This is a genomic window from Salinivibrio sp. VYel1 (assembly GCF_009377945.1).
Taxonomy (GTDB): domain Bacteria; phylum Pseudomonadota; class Gammaproteobacteria; order Enterobacterales; family Vibrionaceae; genus Salinivibrio; species Salinivibrio siamensis.
Genome location: NZ_RSAM01000002.1, coordinates 49,350 through 71,839 on the forward strand (window position 1 = coordinate 49,350; position 22,490 = coordinate 71,839).

A 22,490-nucleotide genomic window follows, 5' to 3' on the forward strand; every position below is an offset into this window, starting at 1 on the left:
TAACCACTTAAATTCATAGGCTTGGTCGATTATTGTGCAATTTGGTGGGGCTGAGACGCAGCTTGTTTATGATTTTCTCGATTTGTCCGAGGAAGAACAGGAAGTATGGTTAAGTCGGTTGAAAGTCACGTCTCCCTCTCAATACGCACAACTCTTGCCATTCTATCATTGCGATACACAGCCATTGCTGAGCCAAATTTGGTCAGATGGGGCTCAATCTTTCATCGCATCACAGCTGTTTGAACCGAATACTACGTTGGATAAATATCGTCTCGGTGAGGAGATTGGCCGCGGTGGAATGGGGGTTGTGTATCGCGCTTATCGCGATGATAGTACGTTTGAACAAGAACTTGCCATAAAGTGTATCCACCCCTCTTTGTACCCTATTATCGGTAGAAATTCTCTGTTCAAAGAAGCACAGATGTTGGCGCGTTTAAGTCACCCCTGTATCGCAAAGGTGTTTGATGGCGGGATCAGTGACGGGTGTGTTTATATTGTCATGGAGTATGTGGATGGATGCACGCTTGGAAAGCAGATAGCAACGCAGCCAACGTCGCACAAGGCACGACTATCCTTGTTTGTGTCGATTTGCTCAGCGATTGAGCATGCGCATCGCCACCAAATGATTCATGGTGATATTAAGCCGGATAATATCCTGATTGATAGAGACGGACAGGCCAAAATTATCGACTTTAACCTCACACAAAAACTTGAATGCTATCCAAGCCCTGATAGTGATGATGGTGTGTTGGCCTACAGTGAGAGTTATGCAAGCCCTGAACAAAAACGTGGCGAATACCTTACCCAACAAACAGACGTATACGCATTAGGCAAATTGTTAGCATTTCTACTGACTGCGGACGGTAAAAAGCCCAATCAAGAGTTGGCATTGGTAATTACTAAAGCGACAGAAGAAGAGGCAGATAATCGCTACGTGACTGTCAACCAGCTTCGTAATGACGTTATTCATGTGATGAATAAAAAGCCGATTTCTGTTAAGCAAGATAATTGGCTCTATCGATTACGCTGTTTAGTACGACGACGGCCTATCCCTCTATTTTTATCGATCGTGTTGGTCGTGTCTGCGTTTGTGTTTAGCCTAGTGTTAGTGAAAAAAAATCAGCAGCTTTATTCTGAAAAACAGGCATCTGAAGAGCTGGTTATGCATCTGACACAGTTGATGTTTCATGGTAAAGAAACGTACGACCACCCGATTAGTTTTGAGGTGATGTTAGATCTTTCTCGTCGTCAAATTCTTGCAAATCCCCATGTCTCTGATGATGTTAAACAAAAATTAATTGTCGCTATGATGGTCCCTCATCCGAGTACTTCAAAAAATGAAAAATAAAATTACACTGTTTTTACTATCCTACATGAGTGTGATACTGCCAGCGCAAAGTGAACCGCAATTAAGTGGCTACTTTATTGATGCTCCTGTTACAGGTTTATATTACGAAACATCCTCGGGGCATCAAGGCTTTACAGATAAAGGTCGATTTGAATATGACGAGGGTGACGCTGTTAAATTTTATTTAGGTCAAGATAACCGCGGAGCTTTAATTAGTGCAATTTCAGGTCAAGAAATTGTGACTCCTAATAATATTTCCACTCAGCCAAGTAGAAGTATTAATCTTACTCGCTTACTGATGTCACTGGATAGTACACCAAATAACCGTAATAACATCATGATTGATGACAGTGTGAGGAACAATACTGGGCTAATAAACACACTAAACAATCTTGACTTAAGCTACTTAGATAGTCATCTGGATGAGTTTCAACTTGCATTTGTATCCATCGAAGAAGCTGCTCGTCACCTTAAAAAAAGCCACGAGTATATTAAGGATAAATTTGCTTCAGAGCATAAAATTCTTGATGGGAAAGATACAGTGTTCATCTATGAAACCGTCAAGAAAAGAGACTATAAAGGAAATATCTGCGCCATCAATCTTGACCAACTAAGGAATCCTTATTACCACGCGCCGATAGGGAAAACGGTTTTTGAGATAACAGATGACACGATCATTGAATATCCTTCAATAGGCGATAGGTTCAAAGGGTGCCAGCTTGATCCTAGTAACGACCAGAAGGTAGCAGTCAGCCCACTCAGTGAATTTGGTGGTGGACGAGGCCTAGTAAGTTGTGCTAGCCAGGGCTGTCGACAATATCAATTAAATGGCTTTTACATTGACGATCGACAAGATGGTAGCGATTGGAAATATCGTTCTATTGCCATAAATTATGATGAGAAAACGCATCTTTTAATGAAGAAATCTCAGGGGCTAGGCAAAAAAAAACATATTGAACACAACAATGTTGCTGAAGGTGTGACTTTTATTTATCCGAAGCGTAAAGAGAGTTTTATTGATTACTCCGGAGTATGGATAAAGAAAACATTTAATGGCAGCAAAACTTCATCTCAGTGCGTATTGATGAAAGGTGATCGTCTCCTAGAAGGGCCTAAAGAAACAGATCATTGTCCGATCACAGAATCAAGCTATCAGTTAATGGATAAGTTTTTGTATCGAGATGCCTGGTGGCTAAATGAAACGGGCAAGACTGCTTTGTCTGCACTCAATGTTACTGTGAGTTGGTTTGATATAGATAAGGGCGATCAATACACCAGTTGGGAGTACTTGCCAGTTAATGAAAGTTGGTTAGGCGGGACTATCTATCAATACAATCAAATAAAAATATTAGATAAGCATGGTTTGCCCAGTTTAAAAACTATTAAGACAAGTATGTATACAAAATATGATGAATAAAAACGCTGACTTCACACAGCTTCTTTTACAATGGAAGCAAGGTAATCGACAATCTGAATCAGAACTTTACCATCTGGCTTATGCTAGGTTAAAGCAACTGGCGGCACTTGAAAGCAAAAGAAGTAGTGATAACTTTGGTGCTGACAACACGATTATTAGTGATGCTATTCACAGTGATACTATGCTTGTTAATGAAGCTTATATCAAAATGACGCAAGTGGATTTAACAGATGTGAATAATCGAAAGTCATTCTATCTCATGGCTGCAAAAATTATCCGTCAGGTATTGATTGAACAAGCAAGAAAATTACATGCTAGTAAGAGAAAATCGACCAGAATTTTCGTAGATAAAAATCAGTTGAGTGGATTAGATAGAATGCTAGTTTTTGATATGGAGCTCGAGAAGTTTGGGCATCGCTATCCTAGGCAAGCTGATGTTTTAAAAATGAAGTATCTGGTTGGAATGAAAGTGGATGAAATTAGCCAGACGTTGAGTTGTAGCAAAAGCTTGATCGAAAAGGATCTTAAATTCTCGAAAGGATGGTTTGCATCGAGGATGCGTGCTCAATGAAGCGGAAGCTATTTGTTATAACGTGTATTTTATGTGTGTCCTTCTTTATCTTAAGACCAGAAAGTGAAGGTGCCGAGGAAGAAGCAACAAAGACTCAATCTGAGACAGTTGAAACGCTAAAAGGAAAAAATAAAGCGTCACTCCCTTTTTTCTCACCAGCTCCTTTATTAGTGACTGAGCAGGATATACAAGTAGAAGAAACATTAGAAGAAACAATTTCCCAAGCTTCTATCGCTCCAGTCAAAAAGCCAAAAATATCTCCCGATGACAGTGTTGAGGATGAAGTGGCATTGATGACGGCACAAGCGTCGTCACGAGAAGCGGTTGGTTATCAGAAGCCTAGTAACAGCAAACCAACCATCGATCCTCATGTTTTTTCTCAAATATCTGCGGAGGTTGCAACGTGGCGCTTGGAACAAGACGTTGCCATGTATCATCGGGTTTCGTTCCAAAATTTATTTATTGATGCTGAAGATGATTTCTTAAGTTATCAAGTCGGCATTGAGGGAGCAAAAACACAGTCTATTTCTGTCCGGTTATCATCAAGCCAGGTTGTAGTGAGCGGCTCGCCGAATGATCATCTGGAGCGCTTAACTTTAGTAATCAGGGCGCGAGATAATCACCATGGCAGCGGTGAAGAGAGTTGGGCCGTTGCTCGTTTTCCTTTGCCGGGGATTGAGGACAAACCTGATAAGGCAGAGGTGCTTGTTGACCAACCCTTGTATCGTTTAACAACTACACGGATTCGCGATGAAAATGGTGTCGCTTATGATATCTTGCAATGCGAGATTTTCTTACTTCGTGATGATGCGGTTTGGTATGCCATCGGCCGAGATCGTTTAAAATGTCCAGATATGTCAAATATCGCGCAGCGGGGAGCTTACAGAGTTGAAGGTGATGCTGTTTTAATCCAGTTATCGCGTGAAGCTGGCGAGATCACTTGGTTACTGCGCTTTGATTATGATGCTTATTATGGGCCAAGTGCACATCACTACTTGGTTACGCAACGACGTGGTGGGCAATACCAAACCGATACGCTTTTTGATAACAAACGGGCGGCAGAAGCACGGTTGAATATGCATACCGGACGGCATATCTATGAAGGCCGTTATTTTGACCACTTGTTAATGGATCCTGAGGGTAACTATTACTTGGTGGGCATGATGAATTACATCTACAACGTCCGTATTGATGATCCAAGTTATTATCAGCCTGCAGACTCCGATCTAAATATTACCCATCCTATTCATAGTATGACGTGCGCTGACATTGAACGCTGGTATGGCTACTCAGTGTTGATTGGTCCATCACAATACAACACGCTCATCAGCACGAGTGGTGATCCCATGGGAAATTATCCTCCTCAGTGTGGTACGTACCAGCAAACGCCGACGAGAGTGGCGCTCTACCTAGACTTTTCTTTTGATCCGAGTGATATACCGATTCATGGGCGTATCTACTCTTACTTGTTACACCCTAAGCCTGAATATAAAGATCGCTTAGAAACGTTTAAGATCAATCTTCTCTATGCTGAACCACAGGAGTAGTATGATATATAGACAGATTTTATCTATTTTGGCCTGATTTTTATTCGAAAAGTGGCTTTGAGATAAAAAAGACTAAAAAAAATTACGGTTTTTGTATAGCTTTACGTCCCTTGTGCTAGCAAGGTGTTAGCAACAAAATGAACGAAAATGCGCAGATCGCTTGATCGTGCGCGTAGTTTTTGCAGTTTATTTCAGGGACAAAGATGAATAAAAAAACACTTCTTGCGGCATCCGTTGCGATTGCATTGACCGGTTGTAATGGCTCTGGCTCTTCTGAGCAATCAACGCCATCGAAAGATATGGTAACCATTACGGCAATCGATGGTTATTTGAGTAATGCTGTCGTTTTTATCGACCAAAATAACGACGGTAACTGGAATAAATCCGAGCCTGTTATCGCACAAACGAATAGTGATGGTAAGGCTCAGGTTGCACGTGAAAAGATTAAAGAAAAAGGACCTATCGGGATACAGATTATCGCTGAAGGCAGTCCTAAACTGAGTTGGCTCGAAGAGTTAGGCTTGGATCCTCAAGCGACGATTGACCAAGATTTGAAAGGACAAAAGCTCAATAAAGAAGTCGCATTAATGGCGCCGAGTTCTACTCTTAAGAACAAAAATGTTGTTATTTCACCATTGTCTGATTTGGTCGCAAGTAGAGTGCGCCAAGGTGAAAGTGAAGACGTCGCAATCGACGCGGTGCAAACGGCATTAGGTATTGAAGACTCAGCAGAAATCTTCGATGACTATGTGGGCAAAAATAAAAAATTGCATAAAGTTGCTCAGGTACTGACAGTTTCAAAGGCTGACAGTAAAGCTGAGTATGATGAAATGGCTTTAAAGATCGCTGATCGGGCGGTCCAACATGTTGATACCTTGACTGATGAGCAGTTGGAAGATGCGACGTATAAGCCAGTAATTACGCGCGATAATAACAACGACAGCTTTACGGTCACTGAAAACCACACAGTAAAAGTAAACGCCGATGCCTTAGCTAAACTACAGGCAAAGCTGAGTGACAAAACGAAATCATTAATGGATACCGACAGTTTTCCAGTCATTGATTTAGATATTGCGGAGCTATTCAGTGATAAAGATACTACAGCACCAGTAGCGTGGTCGGTAGACTCATTGTCGCCAGATATGGGGATTCAGATCTCTTATCGCGAGAATACACTTAAGCTTTCGAGTAATGGTGAAGCGTTAAAAGCTGGCCCTGTTGTTCTAACCCTTTTGGCCGACGATTTTAACAGTGATAATAAAAAAGTTGGTAAACAAGCAGTGACACTTCAGTTCACAGTTGGCACATCAAACAAAGCGCCAGTTGTGGATACTCAAGAAAAAACCGAATTGCAGGATATCCTTGATAATTGGTATATCCAGCAAGGTGACGTTTTTGAGCAATCGTTCAGTGTTGCAGCTCTGTTCAAGGACGCCGATGGAGCGATCCAGTCTTATCACGTCGATCAGTTTAATCTCGAGGGTCTCGTTGCCTCCGTGGATAAACAAGGTCTCGTACGTATTACGGGTGTCCCGAAACATGCGCGTCAGTCGGGGACAAAACTCGTTATCTCTGCGAAAGATAATAAAGGGGCGATGACGTCAACCCTGTTCTCCCTTCCTGACGTTAAAGAGGGCTATCAGCCTCCAGTGACTGAACCAGAAAACGGCTTTACCCAAGCGTTATTTGACGATAATCGCGTGTGGAAAATGGGTAGCCTGGCAGATTCCGATGGTGAAATTGGTTATGCCATGTTCCTACAAAATGGTGGAGATTATCAGTTCTGCTGGGGCGGCAATGACGAGGTGCCCGACGCCTACAAGACAAACATTAGTCGTAAGACCGATTGGTCATTAACGAATCCACAATCTGTTCAACAGATGTTGGTCTCTCTTGATCATGTAACAGACTATGTTGAGTATGAACATAAACGTTGCGGTAGTGTGACATTGAACGAAGGGAAATTACAATTGACCTTAGATGGGGCAGGTGAATCGGTAGTGATGGAGCGTCTCTATCACCATGTAGACGCTGAGGGTCAAGAGCAATTGATTATGAAAGCGTTTAATGATGAGTTGTTCTGGCTAGACTCGTCAGATACTCCTTTTTATCAATCAGCTCAGGTTGACTCATTTGTTTACCCTGGTGTTGAAGAATATCGATTGATGGTTGAGCAAACCGGTGTCACCCAAAGTTTCGATGGGGAAGATCCGATTTTGCAATACTCGATATTAATGAATCGCTTCAAAAGCAATGGTTACTACGAATCTCAATCCATCGACTATAAAACACAGTCAAAAGATGACTTTTTTACCGGTGGTCAATGGCGTGTTATTCAAGATGAATTCGGCAATGAGTTGCTTATTCAACAGGAATCGAGTGAGGATAAGAAAAAACGTCATCGCTACATTAACCGCAAAATAGGCGATGTTTTAGTGGGGATTTCGTGGTCTCAAGATAACGGTGGAACGTCGTTGCCAAACTACAGCCTTTCTAGTGATAACAAGCAGGTGATGCTAGATATCATGGACAACCTCCCGTTAATTCAAGAGTAATTGAATACAAGGTGTTGTGAAGAGCCCTCGTTGAGCGAGGGCTTTTTTGATCACAAATAATGCTATAAAATGATAACCATTTGCATTATCATCCCCGTCGCTTTTTATTGACGGGGAATGTTCAATGCAGTTAAAGCCAGTCGCCTCTTTTATTCTTAACTTTTTTGCTTTTCCTTCTCTCGCACTTGCTGCTCCGGCAGAGGATGCCTCTGAAAACGATGCGCCTATCGATACCGTGGTGGTCAATGCCGATCGCTTTTCCGATGCGCTGATGATGCGTGAGGATTTGGATAAGGTTCGTGGGATCAGTAACGCGGATATCTTTTCGGGTAACACCAGTATTCAGCTCAATAACATCCATAACGAAGCCGGCGCGATTGACCCCGGTATTCGTGGTTTGCAAGGGCATGGGCGGGTTGCGATGCTGATTGATGGCAGTTTGCAGTCGACACATACCTCGCGTGGTTATCAGGGAGTGAGTGATCGTACCTACATTGATACCGACTTATTGTCGTCGCTGTCGGTAGACAAAGGGGCAACAATTGGGCGGTCGCCTTATGCCAGTGGTGCGATTGGCGGCACCATTACCGCTACCACACTCAATGCGACAGACATTGTTCGTGATGGCGAGGGCTTTGGTGCGGTGGTGAAGCTACGTGCCCACAATAACGCCCGCTCGCCGCGTGTGAGTGACGATGCCCAAGAGCAAATGCGTTATCGCTTGGCCGATAGCAGTGACCACCAAGGGTTTGATAACGGGTCTGCAATGGTAGGGCTAGGGTATCAGGGTGATGGACTCGGTGGTGTGCTGGCATTTAGCCATCGCAAAAAGGGCAACCACTTTGCCGGTAAAAAGGGCATTGAACGCTACGAAGAGCCTGTGATTGGTGCAGGCCAAGAGGTGGGTAATACCAGTTTTGAGAGTGATTCTTGGCTCGCCAAACTGGACAAAGAATTCGGCAATGGTCATCAGGCGGATATTAGCTATCGTCACCACCGCCAAGAGGCGGGCGAGGTGCTGATGGCCTACTGGTATACCTACGAGAAAGATGGCGACACCTTGATGCCACAGTGGGGGCTAGGAACCGCGGATGTGGATGCTTATAGTGCGAACTACCGGTATACCTCGCCGTCGCAAAGCTGGCTGAATCTGCATGCGAATGCGTGGCACACGTCGGCCAAACTGAACCAATACAACGGGCTCTGGGCGAAAGGAAGCAATGCAGAGCAATATCTGCATGAGTATCAAAACGACCGTCATGGCGCGAGTATCGTCAACCGCAGTGAATGGTCGAGTGTGCCGGTGAGTGTGGATTATGGTGTGTCTTACACCAAAGAAACCCTTGAACCGCGTGGTGACACCGACAAGTTTTATACCAGCGAGCCGACCTCTCGCCACGGAAAACGCTCAGAGTGGAGTGTGTTTGCCAATAGTGAAATCGATCTCACGCCGGTGACCGCAAAGCTTGGCGTAAACTGGCATGAGGCGCAATCACTGGATAAGCAAACCCAGCAATCTTTGCACTATCGCGGTGAATGGGACTTATTGGGTGAGGTGCATTATGACATCAATGCTTCGGCGTCTGTGTTTGCCAAACTCTCTCGCACGGCGCGGTTACCGAGCTTGTATGAAGTGACTATTTCTAACGAGGTGTTTAGCTACAACCCGTATAACCCGCTGGATCCTGAAGTGTCGTTTAACCAAGAGTACGGTGTTAGCTTAGATGGCCGAGCTTGGTTGCAGGAATTAGGACTGGCGCAAACACGTCGCGCCGCCATGACGGTGTCTTACTTTAATAACCATGTCAGTGATTTTATTTCGGGTGGTGTGCTCGATCGCACGCCGGGTATGCCGTCTTGGCGCAGTAATTTTACTTTTACCAATTATGATGAGCTGTCGCTGTCTGGCATCGAGTTGCAAGCGCATTACGCGTATCAAGGCTTTTATAGCCACTTCTCTGCCACGTTTTACGACAGGGTGCAGGTGTGTTCGCAAGATCAAGCCGAACGTTCAGGCATGGACCGCTGTAACAGCTTAGGCTTTGCGTGGGGCACCACACCGACTCGTATTCCACCTGAGCGTAAATGGCACCTGAATATTGGCCATAAATGGTTGGATGATCGGCTCGATATTGGCACGACAGTGCGTTACCACAGTGGCAAATCGAACCCTGCCGATTGGCTAACAGGCACCGGCGCCGCAAGCCCTGTGGTGGCAATCCCATCAGAATACTTGGTGGATATTTATAGCCACTACGACATCACGCCGGATGTCAGTGTCTTTATTACGGTCAATAACCTAACGGACCGTTACACCATTCAACCTGGCTCGGTGGTGAGTATGCCGGACCCGGGCCGCACCATTACCATCGGCACCCAGTGGTCGTTCTAACGGTGATGCGTTAGCGCTGACTTGGCGTTGAGCAGGATGAACAGGCCTTTGCGTATTCCGTAACAGGCCTGTTTTTTATCTTACCCGTGTTTATTCTGTCGCCGGAGGCGGTGCCATGCCATGATGGCGAGCCACCAAGGCGCAGAATAGATCATGTGCGGTCGATAAAATCGCATCCGGAAAGTCATAGTCCGGGTTGTGCAGCTGTGGGTGATGCTCTCCGCTGCCAATCCCAAACAACGCGCCGGGCCATCGGGCGAGAAATTCGGCCACATCTTCTGACCATCGCATCGGCTCGGTAAGTGTTTGAACTGACAACCCAATAGTTTGAGCGGCGTCAACCACATGGGCGTGATGATCCGGGTGGTTGTAGGCGGCGATAAAAGGCTCGTGCCATGCTATGGATACCTCTAGCCCCGCGTGCTGGGCGATTGCGTTAATCGTGGCAGTCAGGCTGGCTTTCATCGCGTGGAAAGTAGCGTTGTCATCACTGCGCAAGGTAGCCATCACGGTCGCGTGGCCGGGGGCGACGCCGTAGGCGGGCTCTCCTAACTGGGCATGAACCAAGGTGACAAGGCTGTTGGCCTCAGGGTAGGCGTCGGGCAGTTGTGTCAGGGTATGCATCACGCCTGTCATCGCACCGGCAGGGCTAATCCCGCGTTCGGGGTAGGCGGCATGAGAGGTTTTTCCGTACAGCTCAATGGCGACTCCAGTCGAGGCACAGGCAAAGGTCCCTGGGCGTACCACGATTTGATGTTGATTAAAGCCGGGGAGATTGTGAAAGGCGTAGACGTTATCAATTTGCGCGTTGGTAAGTGCGGGGGACTCGCACATACGCACTGCGCCTTCTCCGGTTTCTTCTGCAGGCTGGAAGGCAAGCAGCACAGTACCACGAGCGGGCGGAGTGTGGCTAAGCTCGGCAGCGACGGCTAGCAACGCCGCGGTATGACCATCATGGCCACACGCATGCATCACGCCCGAATGCTGGGAGCAATAAGCCTGTGTTCCACGCTCTTCAATCGGGAGCGCATCAAAATCGGCGCGTAGCAAGGTGGTGGGCCCTGGCGCAGCGCCTTGAATGGTGACCAGGATCCCGTGACCACCGATATCAGTGGCTGGGTGAAAGCCAAATTGTCGCAATTGGGCAGCGATAGTACGTGCGGTGAGGGCTTCGTGGTTAGAAAGCTCAGGGGTTTGGTGCAGGGTATGCCGTAGCGTGACGGGATCGAACTCGTTAGCCATCTTCGACTCCAAAACCAGAATGGATACGCCATGCTAGATCGCGTTGGCATGTCACGTTGTGAACGCAAACGCAAAAAAGCCAGCAACAGGTGCTGGCTTTTGTTTTATCTCGACAGGGCGTGGTGAAAATTACACTTGGCCGTTGTCTTCCGCTTGTTTCGCTTGGATAGCTGTCAGGGCCACTGTGTAAACAATGTCATCGACCAGTGCGCCACGAGACAGGTCGTTCACCGGTTTGCGCATGCCTTGCAGCATTGGACCGATAGACACCAGCTCAGCAGAACGCTGTACCGCCTTGTAGGTGGTGTTACCTGTGTTCAAGTCTGGGAAGACGAACACGGTCGCTTTACCGGCAACCGGTGAATCCGGTGCTTTCGACTTAGCAACATTTTCCATGATTGCTGCGTCGTACTGAAGCGGGCCATCAATCACGAGATCAGGGCGCTTCTCTTTGGCAAGGCGGGTGGCTTCGCGAACTTTATCCACGTCAGCCCCTTTACCTGAGCTACCAGTCGAGTAAGAGATCATCGCTACGCGTGGCTCGATACCAAAGGCGCTGGCTGAATCGGCCGATTGAATGGCGATTTCTGCCAGTTGCTCAGCGTTTGGATCTGGGTTGATCGCACAGTCACCATATACCAGCACTTGCTCAGGCAGCAGCATGAAGAAGACCGACGACACCAAAGAGGCGTTCGGGGCTGTCTTGATGATCTGCAGCGGTGGGCGAATGGTGTTGGCCGTCGTGTGCACGGCACCGGAAACCAGGCCGTCCACCTCGTTGGCTTCTAGCATCATGGTACCCAGTACGACTGTGTCTTCCAGGTGTTCTTGCGCAATCACTTCGGTGATACCTTTGCTCTTACGCAGCTCAACCAAGCGGGCCACGTATTTGTCACGCGCTTTCACTGGGTCAATGATTTCTACGCCAGCGCCCAAGGTCACGCCTTGCTGATCGGCAACACGTTTAATTTCTTCTGGGTTACCCAAAAGCACACACTCAGCAATCTTACGCTCCGCACAGATAGCGGCCGCTTTAATGGTGCGTGGCTCGTCACCTTCCGGCAGCACAATGCGCTTGGCGGCTTTACGCGCAAACTCGGTGAGCTGATAACGGAAGGCCGGTGGGCTGAGGCGACGCTCGCGGTTAGAACCAGAGCTTAGTGACTCAATCCAGTTACCATCAATGTGGCTGGCTACATGGTCGTTCACAAACTCAACACGCTCTTTGTCGTCAGCTGGGACTTCGAGGCTGAAGCTTTGCAGGTTGAGTGAGGTTTGCCAGGTGTTACCTGCGGTGGTGAACACTGGTAGGCCCGTTTCAAAGGCACGGTCACACAATGCTTTGAGCTGGTCAGGGATCGAGTAACCACCGGTCAGTAGCAGCGCACCGATTTCCACGCCGTTCATTGCTGCCAAGCAGGCCGCGACAATCACGTCTGGACGGTCTGCCGAGGTCACTAGCAGTGAGCCAGGGCGGAAGTGCTCAACCATGTTAGGAATAGAGCGTGCGCAGAAGGTAATGCTCTTAATACGGCGCGAGTGAATTTCACCTTCATTAATGATGGTGGCATTCAAGTGCTTAGCCATATCGCTGGCACGGGTAGCAATCAGATCGATTTTCCATGGCACACAGCCCAGTACGCGGATTGGGCTCGTGTTGAAGATCTGCATCACTTCAACGTTAGTCGGACGCGCGCCGTCTGCATCGTCAAAGATCTCTGACAGATCGGGACGGGTGCGGCCAGCATCATCAACAGGTGCATTGAGCTTGTTGATGATCACGCCAGAGATGTTGCCGTTTTTGCTGCCACCAAAGTTGGTGCACGCAAACTCGATACGCTCTTTTAGCTGCGCAGGGTTGTCGGTACCTGGTGTGGTGACAAAGACAATCTCTGCATCCAGCGTCTTGGCAATCTCGTAGTTGATTTGGTTGGCAAACGGATGGTTACGCGTGGTGACCAAGCCTTCAACCAGTGCCACTTCGGTGTTTTGCGTGGCGCGTGTAAAGCGTGCAAGCACTTCTTCAAGCAGCACGTCTTCTTGATCGGAACGCAGCAGATCTTCGGCCTGGTTCATTGACATCGACTCGGCGACTTTCATGTCACTGTTGGCGTGAATGATTTCTGTCGTCAGGTCAGTGACATCAGTGTCGCTACCGTGATGAGGCTGCGCAATGGGTTTAAAAAATGAGACGCGGACGCCTTTACGCTCCATCGCTCGCATCACGCCGAGGCTGACACTTGTCAGGCCGACGCCGGAGCCGATTGGGATTAGCATAATAGTACGGGACACGTTGACTTCCTCTTACTATCTGATTGGCGTGCCGGACAGGCCGGCACAAATATAAAAACGGCTGAGTGGAATCAGCCGTTGGGAATGGTCTTACAGGCCAGTTAGGCGCGCGGTGTCTTGCGCAATGACCAACTCTTCGTTGGTTGAAATCACCATCGCAGGCACGCGGCTTTCGTCTGTGGTGATCACGCCTTCACCGCCAAAGCGGGCTTTTAGGTTGCGTTCTTTGTCGACGTCAACACCCAGCAGAGATAGGCGCTCGAGTACCAATTCGCGGATTGGGCCTGAGTTCTCACCGATACCGCCGGTGAAGACGATCGCGTCTAGGCGACCATCGAGGGTCGCGGTGTAGCTGGCCACGTACTTAGCAAGACGGTGACAGAACACGTTCATCGCGCGAGTGGCTTCTTCTTTCTCACCGTAGTTGTCTTCGACAAAGCGGCAGTCAGAGGTCACTTCGGTCAAGCCTTGTAGGCCAGACTCTTTGGTCAGCATGGTGTTGATTTGCTCAACGCTGTAGCCCAGTGCATCGTGCAGGTGGAAGATAATCGCTGGATCTAGGTCACCAGAGCGGGTGCCCATTACCAGGCCTTCCAACGGGGTCATGCCCATTGAGGTGTCGACGGATTTGCCGTTTTTAATCGCACAAACTGACGCGCCGTTACCGAGGTGGCAGTTAATGATGTTCACTTCATCAACAGGTTTGCCAAGCTGCTCAGCGGCGGCGTTAGCGATAAAGTAGTGCGAGGTACCATGCATGCCATAGCGACGGATGCCGTGCTCTTTATAAAGGTTATAAGGCAGTGCATACAAGTAGGCTTCTTCTGGCATGGTTTGATGGTATGCCGTATCGAATACAGCGACATTTTTCAGCGCTGGGAAGGCTTTTTTCGCCGCTTCGATACCTACGATGTGGGCTGGGTTGTGCAGCGGTGCAAAGCTGGCTGCATCGTGGATCCCTTTCAGTACATCGTCCGTAATTAATGCTGACTGAGTGAAGTGCTCGCCACCGTGAACAACGCGGTGGCCAATGGCACCTAGGTTCTCGGCAAGCTCAGGCTTAGAAGCCAGGATGGTATCAACAATGAAGTTAAGCGCTTCATTGTGTGCGGCACCTTCGCCGAGTTGGGCTTCATGCTTGCCGTCCATCTTCCACTTGATGCGGGCTTCTGGAAGGTGAAGGCATTCGGCTAGACCGGTAAGATGCTCATCGCCTGATTGAGCGTCGACAATGGCGAACTTCAAAGAGGAGCTTCCGCAATTGAGTACGAGAACCAGCTTGGACATGTATGACTACCTATGTTTCGTAAGACAGAGTGTATTGAACAAAAAGGATAGTGGACAAACAGAGACACTACCTTTTTAAAAAAAGAATTATCTCATGCGTTGTCGCGGGGAAAGAACCATCTTTATCCGTCCTGGATAAATGAACGCTCCGTCGAGTACAACCAGATTAGGTTGCGAGACAATCGAATCCGAGCAACAATGATAAAGTGCGCTAAGGATAGCGGGACTTGATACAGATAACAAAAATTTTTTGAGCAATACTGGTTAATTTTGAAAGTTTTTAAACAGTTTGTTTAATTTTTATTGTAAAAGTTGAGTGACAGCGCCTTGTGCCACACTGAGCGAGTCACACGAGTAAGTGAGGTAGGTATGACAACGAATAAGTCAATCTGGCGTTGCCTGCAAGATGGTCAGAAGTACATGCAGGAATGGCCAATGAGAAAGGAGTTGGCACCGGTATTCCCCGAGAACCGTGTGATTACCATGACTCGCTTTGCGATCAAAGTGATGCCAGCGGTGGCGGCGATTAGCGTGTTATTACAGATGTCGGCCAATAATGTACAAGGGCTGCCGCAGGCGGTGATTGTGGCCTTGTTTGCATTGAGCTTGCCGGTGCAAGGTTTGTGGTGGTTGGGTAAGCGTCGTGATACGCCTCTGCCGCCAGCGCTTGCGGGTTGGTATCGCGAGCTGCATCAAAAGATCACCAGTGAAGGACATGCGATGCAGCCGATCAAAAACCAGCCACGATACAAAGAGCTTGCGCATGCGTTAAGCCGCGCGTTTAAAGTAGATCGCGCTGCGTTGGAGCGTTGGTTCTAACAGACACGCGGCGGCGTCGCTATCGACTAGCGAACAGATATAGAGAAGAAGCGACAACAAAACGCCGACCGTTTGGTCGGCGTTTTTGTATATGGGTAAAGTGTATGTGGGAAAGCGTGAGCGCTTAGCTATTTGTGGCGCGCTTGCACTGAGCGGCACCTTGCCCTTTCATTTGGCTCACCGCTTGGCGCATTTCGTCCATCGACAGCCAGCGCTGTGGCATGGGTAGCACGTGTAAGCGCAAGTCGGGCGCGTCGTCGCTTAGCATGGCTTGGTCGCTTACCGCGGTGATCAATGCAATGCGCAGTTCAGGGTTGCGGGCGTGAATTTGTGCCGCGGTTCCCAAGCCTTCGGCGATGTGAAAGCGCCCGGCAATATGCACAATTTGGCTGTCAGGTTGAGCGGCATGGTAATCGACGATGCTTTCGGCCATGGTGGCATCCCACGCAAGCTGAGCCGCATACTGGGCGTCTGTTTGGCTGGCGCTGCCATGGTGCATATTGGCCTTAAACTTGCGCTTATACGGTGAATCTTGGGTATCTATGGTGTCGGCAAACCAGCTACGCTGTTGCTCGGATAGACTATCGAGATATGACAAGCCTTGCTGACCAATACAGCGTACCAGTCGCTTGGGGGCGTTGGCAGCAATCACCTCGATTTGGCGTTGCTTGGCCAGTTCAATCAAGGGCCGATAACTACCATCATAATTATCCCATGCATTGGCTTGTCGCTTTAACGTGTCTTCGCCGATCTCGCCAGCAAGATATTGGTCAAGCACGGGTTGTGTATCGCGACTGAATTGCTCCATCGACAGGGCCACTGGGTGTTCTGAGGCGAGCTGGCTGAGTAGCTCAGCTTGAAAGCGGTGCACGCCTGGATGGCCGTGCCATTCGCCAATGAGTACCACATCGGCATCCGCCACTTGGCGGGCCACTTGGGTCAGGCTCAATGATTCGCCCTCTGCGCGAGTGACTTGGTAGTCAAATAAAGTGGCAAGCGCATCGGTTTTTGCATGAAGCGTCGAACTGGTGAATACGATGCAGGCTGCGGCGAGCCAGGCGCTGATGATACGAACCGATACGCGACCTTGTTTCATGGGATGTCTCCTTGGCTATCATTGCTCGGCGGCGTGATGGCGATACACGCGCAGGGTGAAGTCGGCGTCGCACTCAAAGGCCTCGCTGTTCGCTAAGGTGTCACGCCATTCATCCGAGGCGCGCCAGGCAAAGGGCGTCATTTGCAGCAGAGTCAGGGCTTGCTCACCTGCCAATGTCATCGAGTAATGCAGTGAGTGCTCACTTTCAAGTTGGAAGCCTGGTAGGGCTTCAGGTGGCGTTTCGTGTAAACGCACCTCTTGATAGATACCGGCTTTTAGCTGAAATAGATGACGTGGACCTGGCGTAACCGTCACCACCACGCCGCCGGGCTTAATCGCGCGCGCTAACTCTTCGCCGTTACAGGGCGCATAAATCCGTACCACACCATCCAAGCTGTTGTCGGCAAACGGCAGGCGCTGGGAAGAGGCGACCGAGAACTGACACTGTGGGTACCACTTGGCCGCATAACGCACCGCCACTTTGGCAATATCTAATCCGTGAACAGACCATTGTTGCTCTGCGGTTTGATCGGCAATCGCGTGGGTGTAGTACCCTTCACCACAGCCGACATCCAAGATGGTTTTGTGCTCGCCATCGAGCGCTTGGGTGAGAGCGTCAATCATCGCTTGGCGCATCGGCGCATAGTGGCCAGCGTTTAAAAACGCCCGACGCGCTTGGGTCATGGCCTTGTTGTCGCCCGGATCTTTAGAGCGCTTAAATTGCACGGGGAGCAAATTGAGGTAGCCTTCTTTGGCGCGGTCAAATTGGTGATTGTTCGCGCAATAGGCGCCACGTGAGGTGGCTTGCAGAGACTGTTGGCACAGTGGGCATCGATAAATCATGGTCGTTCGGTGTGTTAGCGTGAATGGGCTTAAGGGTACGGGCTTGCGAGGCATTCGACAAGCGCGAGACGCGCAAATAAAAAGCCGCCTCGCGGGCGGCTGAGATTCGGGATGGTCGCGCTCTGCGGTTTAGGCGGCGAGGATTTGCTCAATCTCGGTTAAGCTTAAGTGGAATTGGCGCGGGCAATGACGCCATACATCCAGCATGCGACGATATTTGTCCAACATGGGCATTTGGCTGTTAAAACGATGCTCGCCCTGATCGAATTGCGGATAGAGTCCCTCCGTATCGACAAGAAAGCGGACATAATGCACTAACGCACCTTCGGTGGCGGCGTCGAAGCCCCAGAATTGAACGCGGCGCGGTGATAAGGCGGCTTGGTTGGCGTCGTCCAAGAGGTTGTATGAGGCCTGCATGGCATGGTGCATTTCCATGATATCAATGATCTCACGACACTGGGTTTCGCATAGCGCCTCGAACTGGCTGATCACTTCTGCCATTTGCAAGCTGTAACCGCGCTCAATAATGGTTTGTAAGCGGCGATACTTTTCGCTATTCGAGGGATCGAGGTGGCACATTAATTGGTATTGATTAGATAAAATTAGACGTTGTGCAGGGGTCATATCCATCGCGGTTGGCCTCTTAACTCTCAAAGGTACAATAGTCATTCATCAATTGATGAGGGAATAAATAGAGACTACCAGCTCTATGAGGGGGAAATCTTGATCTGGGCTATGTCCGTAGCACGTTTATCACCCGCTAGTTGTTGTGTCAGTCAAAGGTAGAAAAGGTCAGTGACTAGGGATTGAATATGTTTGAGTTCGCCGAAGTGAGCGGTTGGCAATGGAGCGGCTGGTTATTGTGGGCCGCGGTGCTGTATCGAACCTATCCGCCGGAATTTTTTTCTAAGCTGCGTCAAGAAACCGGTTACCAGCATTTGGCGTTTTCCTCGGCGGTGGTGTTGTTTGCTTTATGGGCGCTTCAAGCAGGGATCAAAGCGGGGCTAGATATCCACTTTTTAGGCGTGACCACGCTCGCCTTGTGTCACGGCTGGCGTATCGCTATTTGGATTGCCACTGTGCCTCTAACACTGATGGCGGTGTTTGGTTTTGTCCCTGTCGCGGACTTGGGGATGACCGCGCTCACCACGGCGGTGCTGCCAATCACTTTTAGTTATGCGATTTTCGCGCTCAGTTACCATTATTTAACTCGCCACCTGTTTATTTATATTTTTATCGCCGCTTTTATCGGCGCGGCGCTGACCATGGTTTTTCAGCTGTCCGTGACATCGTTGTGGTACGGGCTGGCAGAGCGACATAGCTGGCAAGACATTGTCCATAACTATCTGCAAATTGCGCTCCTGATGTGGTTCCCTGAGGCGTTATTAAATGGCATGGCGGTGACAGTGATGGCGGTATATCGGCCTCATTGGCTACGCACCTTTTATGACCGTGAGTATTTATCACCTGAGCGTTAGTCCGTGTGTCAATGCGGCGATGACGGCAACATCTCGATGAAAAATGCCGCCGGTATTGACCGGCGGCGTGATCGATAACGGCCATCCCTGTGTTAGGTGGTAACTAAGTGTTAGGCGGTGACTAAGCCTTCTTTCGCATCGGCGGGAAGGATATCCATTGCATTACCGTAAAGTGGCGCGAGTGCTCGAATCACATCGGCGCGCGTGATCACCCCCTCCAAGCGCTCGTCTTTCATCACCGGATAAATATAGGGACGAGACAGTGTTTGCGTTTTGGCGCGCTCTAATGCCGATTGGTTGGTAAAGCGGGTGGCAATGCCCGCATCACTGACCGGATAGAGCACTTGGTTATCAATGCTCATGTACTGCGCCAGCTCAATCACCGATTGGTCTGCCTCAACGGTTTGTACCTCGGTGCGCATCAGATCTTCAACTTTGGCATCCATGTCGGGTTGATAGTCATTCCACCATAGATCCACTAAGACATCTTGCACCGAGAAAAAGCCAACTAGTTGATTTTGGCTGTCTACCACAGGGGCGCCTTGAAGTTTGGTGCGGTTGAGCTGCTCTAGGGCGTCCGCCACAAACTGCTGGGCTTTTAAAGCACACTGAGCCGATTGCATGTTGTTTTTAATAGTTAAGGTTTCTTGGGTCATAATAGGTCTCTCAGAATAAGGCGCAGACGGGAGCGTCAATGCAGAAATGTGCGCGGTTTTGTGTTCTCTTTCTGGGTTGATAATCAGCCAATAGCCCATACCAACCAGGCCAGCGCCACCGACGATATTGCCAAGGGTGACGGGGATTAAATTGGCACTGATAAACTGGATGAGATTGACGTCATTAAAGGCCGCGGGGGAACTGCCCACCGCTTGCCAAAAGCTGTCTGGTGCGAAGGTGGCGATGCTCATACCCAAAGGCACCATGAACATATTGGCCACGCTATGCTCAAAACCGGTGCTGACAAACATGGCAACAGGTAAGATCACCATCACGGCTTTGGTCAGCGGGTTTTGCGAGGTGAATGTCATCCAAATCGCCAGACAAACGAGCAAGTTACAAAGCACACCGAGGGAGAACGCTTGCAGCCAGCTGTGATGCAGCTTGTGCTGCGCGACATGAAGAGCGTTGAGCCCCCACTGCCCATCATCAAGCTGATATAAACCCGCCGCCATCACGATCAGCACCAACAATAGCGCGCCGCATAAGTTGCCGATATACACCCTTGCCCAGGTATAAAGCAGGCTACGTGTACTAATTTTGCCGTTGGCGCGAGCAAGCATGGACAGCACCGTGCTGGTAAATAGCTCGGCCCCGCCGAGTACCACAAGAATTAATCCCATGCTAAAGGCCAGCCCGCCCATCAGCCGAGTGAGCCCCCAGCCGGCCGTGCTCCCCGTGGTCACCGTGAGGTAAAACACGAATGCCAACCCGATAAATAGGCCTGCCATCATCGCCAGCCCGACGGCCATACGGGTCGATTTGCGCGATTTGCTCTCTGCGTATTGTTCGGCTTGCACCAGCAGCGCAGCGGGGCCTTCAGTGTGGATAGGGGTTACCATCGGTTGCCTCCTCTTTTGGCAATGTGTGCCCGACCTTGAAGACAAAAAAACATACTGGTTGTACTCCTTTTTAGACTTAATGTGAATAAATCCAGCCTATTCGCCTGGTTATCAGGAGTAAAATTGATATTGCTTAGGGTCATAATCATAAAAATTGATAGTCTGATGTCATCAAAGTCAGACAGTAAGGATCCTAGATGCGCTACTCACTTAAGCAGCTCGCTGTGTTTGAAGCGATTGCCGCGATGGGCAGTGTGAGCCGTGCTGCCGACCATTTAGCGTTAACGCAGTCGGCGACTAGCATGGCGCTTTCACAGCTTGAAAAGCTACTCGGTAGGCCGCTCTTTGAGCGTCAAGGTAAGCAAATGCAGCTCACCTATTGGGGAGCATGGTTGCGACCCAAAGCACGACAACTGTTGTTTGACGCGCAACAAATTGAAGCAGGGTTTGATGGGCAGCACATTATTAGTGGTGATATTGCCTTAATTGCCAGTCAGACCGCAGCAGAACACCTAATTCCAGACCTTATCAGTATTATTGATAGTGATTTTCCCGAGCTGAGAATCGACTTTACGGTGAAAAATACCCAGAAGGTGATTGATAGTGTGCGTCGGTATCAGCACGACTTGGGGATCATTGAAGGGCGTTGTGACGACAGCCGGTTGAAGCAGCAGGTGTGGTGCCATGACCATTTGGTGGTGGTGGCAGCCAAGCATCACCCTTACGCGCAGCGCGATCAAGTAAGTTTGGCGCAACTTGAGCAAGCCCAGTGGGTATTGCGAGAGCCGGGAGCGGGGACGCGACACAGTTTTGATAGTGCCATTCATGGCGTTATCGAAGATCTTGATGTGCGCCGTGAGTATGAGCAGGTGCCGGTATTGCGCACCTTGGTGGCTAATTCCAACTACCTCAGTTGCTTGCCGTATCTTGATGTCGAGAAGTGGATAGAACGTGAAGAGCTGGTGGCGCTGAACGTGCCGGAGCTAAATATGCGCCGCACATTGTCGTTTATCTGGCGAGCAGACGCGGCGGATAACCCGTTGCGTGACTGTATTATCCGTGAAGCCATTCGAATGACGAAGGCGCGGCGACGCGAGATGTAAGGCGAAAAAGCCGGCTGCATGGCCGGCTTTATGGGGTTAACGCTTAGTAGGTGACACTGTGACCGTAACTGGCAATAATCGCTTTGACGCTCTCCATCACTTCTTTTGATGGGGGCGAGACGTCTTGCAGTTCGTAGTCATGACCCAGCGCTTCCCATTTGTGCGCGCCGAGTTGGTGGTAGGGAAGTAACTCAACTTTTTCGATGTTATCCATATCTTGAATAAATTGGCCAAGACGATGGGCAGAGTCGTCATCATCGGTGTAGCCGGGGACAACCACGTAACGAATCCAGGTTTTTTGCCCAATTTTTTGCAGGTACTTAGCAAAGTCAAGCGTTCGCCGGTTTGATACGCCCACCAAGTCTTCGTGGACTTCATCGTTGAGTTGCTTCAAATCCAGCATCACTAAATCGGTGGCATCAAGGACTTCATCAATCACCGGGGTGTGTTTGCGAATATAGCCGTTGGTATCTAAACAGGTGTGGATCCCTTCCGCGTTAGCGGCTTGGAAAAAGTCACGCACAAACTCAGGTTGCAACATGGCCTCACCGCCAGATGCTGTCACCCCGCCACCCGAGGCGGTAATAAAATGGCGATAGGCACGCACATCTTTCATTATTTCATCCACGGTGACTTCTTTGCCGCCGTGCGTGTCCCACGTATCACGGTTATGGCAGTATTTGCACCGCATCAAGCAGCCTTGCATAAAGACAATAAAGCGGATGCCAGGGCCATCTACGGTGCCACAGGACTCAAACGAATGGATGCGACCAATTGTCGACATAGCTGTCTCCAGACTGCGAATGGCTATGCCGTCATTTTATTACAAAAACCGGTGTGAAGATAAGGGAATTCCCGGCTTTTTCGCACTTCTCACCTTCGTATTTCTCCTATGTTGCATCCCTGTCATAGCTTGATCACAGTTCCAGTTTTTCGTTGCC

The 22,490-nt window shown here is 49.2% G+C and carries 17 protein-coding genes; 9 read left to right on the plus strand and 8 right to left on the minus strand.

The annotated features are described in order from the left end of the window. The first annotated feature begins 34 nt into the window (after nucleotides 1-34). The 6 genes from EHW58_RS02845 (at nucleotide 35) to EHW58_RS02870 (ending at nucleotide 9,830) form a co-directional block, all read left to right on the plus strand. Nucleotides 35-1,348 carry a serine/threonine-protein kinase gene (locus EHW58_RS02845; protein ID WP_077479667.1) on the plus strand — a complete coding sequence of 438 codons (1,314 nt, stop codon included), beginning with the start codon at nucleotides 35-37 and terminating at the stop codon, nucleotides 1,346-1,348. Next, nucleotides 1,338-2,765: a chromosome partitioning protein ParA gene (locus tag EHW58_RS02850; RefSeq protein WP_152794674.1), complete on the plus strand. Its 1,428-nt coding sequence runs from the start codon at nucleotides 1,338-1,340 to the stop codon at nucleotides 2,763-2,765. Before EHW58_RS02845 ends, EHW58_RS02850 begins: the two co-directional genes overlap by 11 nt. Then, the gene (locus EHW58_RS02855; RefSeq protein ID WP_152794677.1) at nucleotides 2,755-3,336 is read left to right on the plus strand and encodes an ECF-type sigma factor; all 582 of its coding nucleotides are present in this window, start codon (nucleotides 2,755-2,757) and stop codon (nucleotides 3,334-3,336) included. The genes EHW58_RS02850 and EHW58_RS02855 overlap by 11 nt, the downstream gene beginning before the upstream one ends. Then, nucleotides 3,333-4,883: a hypothetical protein gene (locus tag EHW58_RS02860; RefSeq protein WP_152794680.1), complete on the plus strand. Its 1,551-nt coding sequence runs from the start codon at nucleotides 3,333-3,335 to the stop codon at nucleotides 4,881-4,883. Before EHW58_RS02855 ends, EHW58_RS02860 begins: the two co-directional genes overlap by 4 nt. 203 nt (nucleotides 4,884-5,086) lie before the next feature. Continuing rightward, complete coding sequence (locus EHW58_RS02865) at nucleotides 5,087-7,438, plus strand: hypothetical protein (RefSeq protein ID WP_152794683.1); 2,352 nt, start codon at nucleotides 5,087-5,089, stop codon at nucleotides 7,436-7,438. A gap of 124 nt (nucleotides 7,439-7,562) precedes the next feature. Beyond that, a complete protein-coding gene (locus tag EHW58_RS02870) occupies nucleotides 7,563-9,830 on the plus strand; it encodes a TonB-dependent receptor domain-containing protein (RefSeq protein WP_152794686.1) in 2,268 nt (755 codons plus the stop codon). 90 nt (nucleotides 9,831-9,920) lie between these two features. Here the strand turns inward: EHW58_RS02870 and EHW58_RS02875 are convergent, their stop codons facing one another. From EHW58_RS02875 to EHW58_RS02885, 3 genes are all read right to left on the minus strand, one after another. Continuing rightward, on the minus strand, nucleotides 9,921-11,072 hold the full coding sequence (locus EHW58_RS02875; RefSeq protein ID WP_152794689.1) for an amidohydrolase: 1,152 nt from the start codon (nucleotides 11,070-11,072) through the stop codon (nucleotides 9,921-9,923). A gap of 129 nt (nucleotides 11,073-11,201) precedes the next feature. Then, a complete protein-coding gene (gene pta / locus EHW58_RS02880) occupies nucleotides 11,202-13,349 on the minus strand; it encodes a phosphate acetyltransferase (protein ID WP_077578561.1) in 2,148 nt (715 codons plus the stop codon). Nucleotides 13,350-13,454: 105 nt separating this feature from the next. Further along, complete coding sequence (locus tag EHW58_RS02885) at nucleotides 13,455-14,651, minus strand: acetate kinase (protein ID WP_077578560.1); 1,197 nt, start codon at nucleotides 14,649-14,651, stop codon at nucleotides 13,455-13,457. A gap of 369 nt (nucleotides 14,652-15,020) precedes the next feature. On the opposite strand from EHW58_RS02885, the gene yfbV reads away from it, so the two are divergent. After that, a complete protein-coding gene (gene yfbV / locus EHW58_RS02890) occupies nucleotides 15,021-15,470 on the plus strand; it encodes a terminus macrodomain insulation protein YfbV (protein ID WP_077578559.1) in 450 nt (149 codons plus the stop codon). Nucleotides 15,471-15,594: 124 nt separating this feature from the next. On the opposite strand, the gene EHW58_RS02895 is transcribed toward yfbV, so the two are convergent. The 3 genes from EHW58_RS02895 to EHW58_RS02905 all read right to left on the minus strand — a co-directional run bounded on the left by EHW58_RS02895 (nucleotide 15,595) and on the right by EHW58_RS02905 (nucleotide 18,039). Continuing rightward, complete coding sequence (locus EHW58_RS02895; RefSeq protein ID WP_152794692.1) at nucleotides 15,595-16,566, minus strand: ChaN family lipoprotein; 972 nt, start codon at nucleotides 16,564-16,566, stop codon at nucleotides 15,595-15,597. An 18-nt stretch (nucleotides 16,567-16,584) separates the two neighbouring features. Further along, entirely contained in the window at nucleotides 16,585-17,409 is an 825-nt protein-coding gene (gene rlmA / locus EHW58_RS02900; protein WP_077605869.1) for a 23S rRNA (guanine(745)-N(1))-methyltransferase, read from the minus strand. Nucleotides 17,410-17,538: 129 nt separating this feature from the next. Continuing rightward, entirely contained in the window at nucleotides 17,539-18,039 is a 501-nt protein-coding gene (locus EHW58_RS02905; protein WP_077578556.1) for a YfbU family protein, read from the minus strand. 182 nt (nucleotides 18,040-18,221) lie between these two features. Between EHW58_RS02905 and EHW58_RS02910 the strand changes: the two genes are divergently transcribed. Beyond that, nucleotides 18,222-18,887: an energy-coupling factor ABC transporter permease gene (locus tag EHW58_RS02910; protein ID WP_077605870.1), complete on the plus strand. Its 666-nt coding sequence runs from the start codon at nucleotides 18,222-18,224 to the stop codon at nucleotides 18,885-18,887. A gap of 110 nt (nucleotides 18,888-18,997) precedes the next feature. Here EHW58_RS02910 and focA read toward each other — a convergent pair whose 3' ends face one another. Then, on the minus strand, nucleotides 18,998-20,446 hold the full coding sequence (gene focA / locus EHW58_RS02915) for a formate transporter FocA (RefSeq protein WP_152794695.1): 1,449 nt from the start codon (nucleotides 20,444-20,446) through the stop codon (nucleotides 18,998-19,000). 197 nt (nucleotides 20,447-20,643) lie between these two features. Here focA and EHW58_RS02920 point away from each other — a divergent pair, with 197 nt between their 5' ends. Continuing rightward, the gene (locus tag EHW58_RS02920; protein ID WP_046073653.1) at nucleotides 20,644-21,549 is read left to right on the plus strand and encodes a LysR substrate-binding domain-containing protein; all 906 of its coding nucleotides are present in this window, start codon (nucleotides 20,644-20,646) and stop codon (nucleotides 21,547-21,549) included. A gap of 43 nt (nucleotides 21,550-21,592) precedes the next feature. Here the strand turns inward: EHW58_RS02920 and pflA are convergent, their stop codons facing one another. Then, nucleotides 21,593-22,333, minus strand: a complete 741-nt coding sequence (gene pflA, locus EHW58_RS02925) for a pyruvate formate lyase 1-activating protein (protein WP_152794698.1) — start codon at nucleotides 22,331-22,333, stop codon at nucleotides 21,593-21,595. Between the last annotated feature and the right edge of the window lie 157 nt (nucleotides 22,334-22,490).